Raw genomic sequence first — 5,194 nt, forward strand, 5'->3', positions numbered from 1 at the left:
CCTGGACGACGGGCGCGCTGGCGGGACCGTAGGCGAAGGTGACGGAGGCGAGGGAGAGGGCAGGGGGCGGGGTGCCGTGGTCCGCGGTGGCGCCCGCAGGCCCGGGCCCGGTGTCCGGCCCACGGGCCGTGTCGGTGCCCGTCCCGGCGAGTCTGCGCAGCACCACCGTCAGGCGGGAGCCGCTCGTGCCCAGACCGTGGATCAGGTTGCGCAGGGCCGGAAGCAGGGACTGGGTGACGTAGGCGAGGGCGCCGACCAGGGCGCCCGCGGTGACGCCGTGGGACAGGAGCCAGGGTCCGGCGGCGAGCAGCAGCACGATCGGCAGCTGGCCGCCGATCGTCAGGGACGCCACGCGCAGCACGCCCCAGTGGGCCAGGGCGCGCGCCGCCCGCAGTTCCGCCTCGGCCCGTTCCCCGGTTCCGGCGGCGATGTGCGCTTCCGCGCCGGTCGCCGTGATGTCCCGCAGACCCGGGCAGACGGTGCCGAGGTCACCGGCGAGGGCCTCGTCCGCGACCAGGAACGTCTCCTGCCGCCGGGCGAGAGGCCGCAGCGTCGCGGCGAACAGCGCCATGCCTACGGCCAGGGGCGGCCCCACGACCAGCAGGAGCGGCGGGGCGAGCGTGAACAGTCCCGCCAGGGCGCCGGCGGCGGTGAACACGAAGGAGCGGGAGACCATGACCAGTCCGGCGAAGGTGTCCCGGGCGATCTCCACCTGCTGGGTGAGCCCGGACAGCGCACCCGCGTCCCCGGTCCGCACCCCGCGCGTGACCACCCGTTCCACGAGCCGGTCCCGGAGCGGTTCGACCAGCGTGGCGACGGCGGCGTAGACCCGGGCGGTCCCGTACGCGCCGAGCAGGACACCGAGACCGGTCACGGCCAGCCAGACGAGTCCGACATCCGCCCGTCCGCGCAGGAACCCCTCGTCCAGGGCGCGGGCGGGCCCGTACCCGATGAGGAACGTCTGGCCGGTCTCCGGCACGGACCAGGCGGTGAGCCGCAGCGTTCTTCCGCCCGGAGGTCATCGAGCGCCTCTTCCGCGTCGGCCGTGAACACGCCGAGGCGAAGAACGGGCGCCGGCCCGCCCAACTCGCCCTCCCTGACGCTCAGCCGGCCCCCAAACGGCTGACAGCAAAGGAAAAGCCCGCAGCAGAGAACGAGGCTCCCGACCCAACCCCGGAGGTGCGGAAAAAGGCTACGCCGAACCGGGGCGGCTGGAACCCGGACGTGGAACAGGTCCGCTGTCCCCTCAAGCACCGCGCCGGCAGTCCAGACGAATACTGGGTCGCCGTCCGCGACCGTGGCAGCCACGCAAAGTCCAGCCACAAACTGCTGGGCCCACAAGTGCCCTACGAGCTTCCCACCGATGGGTCAGTGAAGTTCGGCGTCGCATGCTTCTACCACGAGGTGTGCACCAAGGCCGGCGGCTTCGGCTTCAAGAACAACTCCGGTCTGTCGCTACACAAGCGCAAGGCCGACGAGGAAGGTTGGGAGAAGGCATCCGGCACGGACACAACCGAAACAGGAAGCGCGGCCGGCGCCGCCGCCTGAAAGCCACCAAACGGCTGGGCCCACGTCTTGGGAAAACAGGGCGTGGGCCCAGCCGTTTCGTACCCGGTCTCAGCCCGCCCGCCGCACCGGGATCGACGTCTGAATGATCCGCGCCTCATCCTGAACAGGCCGAGACCGGCCCAGGAACTCGGCCGCGAGCCGACGCCGCTGCGGATTTGCCGCGAGCCGCTCCCACTCAGCCGGTTCGATGCCCTTCGAGTCGCCGCCGTACCAGAGGGACAGATTCATCAGCCGCAGCCCCTCGATGGTGTCGAGGTGCCCGCCCTCGGGGACGCAGCCCCAAGGGCACGCCATTTCCTCCACCAGACCCCAAAGACGGCAGACCATGGGCCGCGCGTTATATGCGCGGCACTGCATATTTTTCTGGTCCAGCGCGGAACAGGTCGTACCCGCCTTTTGCCCGAGGGCCAAAGTGACCACCCGACCATCGACCCAGCGCACCCCGCTCGCCCTGACACGCCCCCTTTCCAGAGGGCTCAACGGCACAGGGCCGCAGGCAGAGCCGCATTTCCGCTGGCACTCCATCCGGGGGAGCGACGCATAAAGTGCGTCGAGGGCCGCGGGGTCAGGCTTTCGCGCCAGGCCGCCGGCCACGATCCGAACCAGTGCTTCTGCGTCGCCAATTTCCATGCCTGGCAGGCTAAGTGACCCCCCACCAGATGGACGGACTGTTCACCCGTTCGTGTGGTGCGGCGGCTTACCAGGCCGATACGATCACCCCCTTGGCGCAACAACAGGGGAGGGGCCGTGGCCGAACTTTCGGCGGTGGAGAAGGCGCTGCTGGAGGACCGCACGAGGCCCGCCGCGGAACGCTTCCAGGAGCGCATGCGAGCGGTCCGTCGGATGCAGGGCCTGCCGGTGCCGGAGGAGCTTGAGGAGCCCCCGGCGGACGGCGTGCGCATGGTGGCCATGACGCCCGCGCTGCTGGCCTTCGTGGAAGAGCTGCTGGGGGACCGGGATGACCTCCGGGCAGACGCCCTGCGCCTCGCCTGCGACCTCCCTTTGCTGGACGAAAAGCGCATCCTTGCAGGTCAGGCGGCGGATGGAGGTGTTGTATCAGTTTCGGATAGTCTGTGTTCACGGACACCATGTCCACGACGTTCGACAAGCTCTTCGCGGCCACTTCCTCCGACGTGACGGTGAGCGCCAAGGGCGCCTCCGACAGCGGTGAGACCACCGCCGACAACGGCAAGCCGCCGGTCATGCCGGCCTCCGTGCTGGGCGAGGTCCGCAAGGCGCAGGGCGTGAAGTCCGCCGAGGGCGCGGTGTTCTCCACCTCGGTGACGGTCGTCGACAACGACAAGGAGAACCTGTCGCCCTCCAGCGGCGCCCCGACCATCGTCGGCAGCTGGAACGCCAACGAGGCCCGCACCATGAAGATCACCTCGGGTGCGGCCCCCCGGAGCGCCGACCAGATCATGGTCGACGCCGACACCGCCGACAAGCACGACCTGAAGCTCGGTGACGAGATCGGCGTGATCAGCGCCATCGGCACCCACACCGCGAAACTCTCCGGCATCGCCGACTTCACCGTCACCAACCCCGGCGCCGCGATCTTCTACCTCGACACCAAGACCGCCCAGCAGGCCCTGGTCGGCGAGAACGACGTCTACACCAACGTCAACGTCACCGCGGCCACCGGCGTCAGCGACGACCGGCTGAAGAAGAACGTCACGGCCGCACTCGGCGGCGACTTCCAGGTGAAGACGGCCAAGGAGACCGCCGACGCCAACCAGAAGGACGTCGAGGGCTTCATGAACGTCATGAAGTACGCGATGCTCGGCTTCGCCGGGATCGCGTTCCTCGTCGGCATCTTCCTGATCATCAACACCTTCTCCATGCTGGTCGCCCAGCGCACCCGGGAGATCGGCCTGATGCGGGCCATCGGATCCTCCCGCAAGCAGGTCAACCGCTCCGTGCTGGCCGAGGCGCTGCTGCTCGGCGTCGTCGGTTCGGTGCTCGGCGTCGGCGCGGGCGTCGGCCTCGCCGTCGGCCTGATGAAGCTCATGGGCCAGATGGGCATGGAACTGTCCACCGACGACCTGACGGTGGCCTGGACGACCCCGGTGGTCGGCCTCGTCCTCGGTGTGGTCGTCACCGTGCTGGCCGCCTACCTGCCCGCCCGGCGCGCCGGCAAGATTTCCCCGATGGCCGCACTGCGCGACGCGGGAGCCGCCGCCGCCGCCAAGGCCGGCTGGATCCGCGCCGCGATCGGCACGGTCCTCACCGGCACCGGCGGCTTCGCTCTCTACCTCGCGTCGGCGGCCGACAAGGCCAAGGACGGCTCCCTGTGGCTCGGCCTCGGCGTGGTGCTGTCGCTGATCGGGTTCGTCGTCATCGGCCCCCTGCTCGCCGGCGCGGTGGTCCGCGTCCTCGGCGCCGTCCTGCTGCGGATGTTCGGCCCCGTGGGCCGCATGGCCGAGCGCAACGCCCTGCGCAACCCGCGCCGCACCGGCGCGACGGGCGCCGCGCTGATGATCGGCCTCGCCCTCGTGGCGTGCCTGTCCGTGGTCGGCTCCTCCATGGTGGCGTCCGCCACCGACCAGCTCGACAAGACCGTCGGCACCGACTTCATCATCCAGTCCGACAGCGGCCAGCTGGTCACCCCGCAGGCGGTCAGGGCCGTGAAGTCGTCGCCGGACCTGGCGCGGGTCACCGAGTACAAGTGGACCAAGGCCGACTTCACCACCCCTGACGGCGAGACGCTCAAGGACACGGCGATCACGGCGGCCGACCCGTCGTACGCGACCGACCTGCGCACCGAGACGGTCGCCGGCAAGCTCCCCGACGCCTACAAGGCCGACTCGATGTCGGTCCACGAGAAGTTCGCCAAGGACCACGGCATCCACCTCGGCTCGAAGATCAAGGTGGCCTTCAAGGACGGCTCCGCGGCCGACCTGACGGTCCGGGCGATCACCAGCAGCGACGTCGTGATCGACGCGGGCGCGATGTACACCTCCATCTCGACGATGGCCAAGTACGTCCCGGCCGACAAGATGCCGCTGGACTCGCTGGTCTTCGCCAGCGCCAAGGACGGGCAGCAGGACGCCGCCTACACGTCCCTGAAGTCGGCGCTGCACGACTACCCGCAGTACACCGTGCGCGACCAGACCGACTACAAGGACGCACTGAAGGACCAGATCGGCCAGCTGCTCAACATGATCTACGGCCTGCTGGCCCTGGCGATCATCGTCGCCATCCTGGGTGTGGTGAACACCCTGGCCCTGTCGGTGGTGGAGCGCACCAGGGAGATCGGTCTGATGAGGGCGATCGGCCTCTCCCGCCGTCAGCTGCGCCGCATGATCCGCATGGAGTCGGTGGTCATCGCCCTTTTCGGTGCCCTGCTGGGCCTCGGACTGGGCATGGGCTGGGGCGCGACGGCACAGCAACTGCTCGCCCTGGAGGGCTTGGTGGTCCTCGACATCCCCTGGCCGACGATCATCGGCGTCTTCATCAGCTCGGCGTTCGTGGGCCTGTTCGCGGCACTGATCCCGGCGTTCCGGGCGGGCCGGATGAACGTCCTGAACGCGATCGCGACGGAGTAGCCGCCCGTCGCGCAAGAACCACCGCACACGGGGGTTGCGGAGGATGGGCCCGCCCCGGAGGCATCGCCTCCGGGGCGGCC

The 5,194-nt window shown here is 69.8% G+C and carries 3 protein-coding genes and 2 pseudogenes; 3 read left to right on the plus strand and 2 right to left on the minus strand.

What is annotated here, in order from left to right; translation table 11 throughout:
- Positions 1–1,000 (minus strand): annotated as a pseudogene (locus ABZ281_RS36705) (ABC transporter ATP-binding protein); the annotation flags it as partial.
- Positions 1,001–1,224: 224 nt separating this feature from the next.
- Between ABZ281_RS36705 and ABZ281_RS36710 the strand changes: the two are divergent.
- Positions 1,225–1,548, plus strand: a complete 324-nt coding sequence (locus ABZ281_RS36710) for a hypothetical protein (RefSeq protein ID WP_356662377.1) — start codon at positions 1,225–1,227, stop codon at positions 1,546–1,548.
- Positions 1,549–1,617: 69 nt separating this feature from the next.
- Here the strand turns inward: ABZ281_RS36710 and ABZ281_RS36715 are convergent, their stop codons facing one another.
- A complete protein-coding gene (locus ABZ281_RS36715; protein ID WP_356662378.1) occupies positions 1,618–2,199 on the minus strand; it encodes a YkgJ family cysteine cluster protein in 582 nt (193 codons plus the stop codon).
- Positions 2,200–2,316: 117 nt separating this feature from the next.
- Between ABZ281_RS36715 and ABZ281_RS36720 the strand changes: the two genes are divergently transcribed.
- Both ABZ281_RS36720 and ABZ281_RS36725 read left to right on the plus strand, forming a co-directional pair.
- Positions 2,317–2,706, plus strand: coding sequence for a hypothetical protein (locus ABZ281_RS36720; protein WP_356662379.1), 390 nt, complete (start codon positions 2,317–2,319; stop codon positions 2,704–2,706).
- Positions 2,625–5,114, plus strand: a pseudogene (locus tag ABZ281_RS36725) (FtsX-like permease family protein); the annotation flags it as partial. The gene ABZ281_RS36720 and the pseudogene ABZ281_RS36725, both read left to right, overlap by 82 nt.
- Positions 5,115–5,194 lie beyond the last annotated feature (80 nt).

The sequence above is a fragment of the Streptomyces sp. NPDC006265 genome (assembly GCF_040613555.1).
GTDB lineage: Bacteria > Actinomycetota > Actinomycetes > Streptomycetales > Streptomycetaceae > Streptomyces.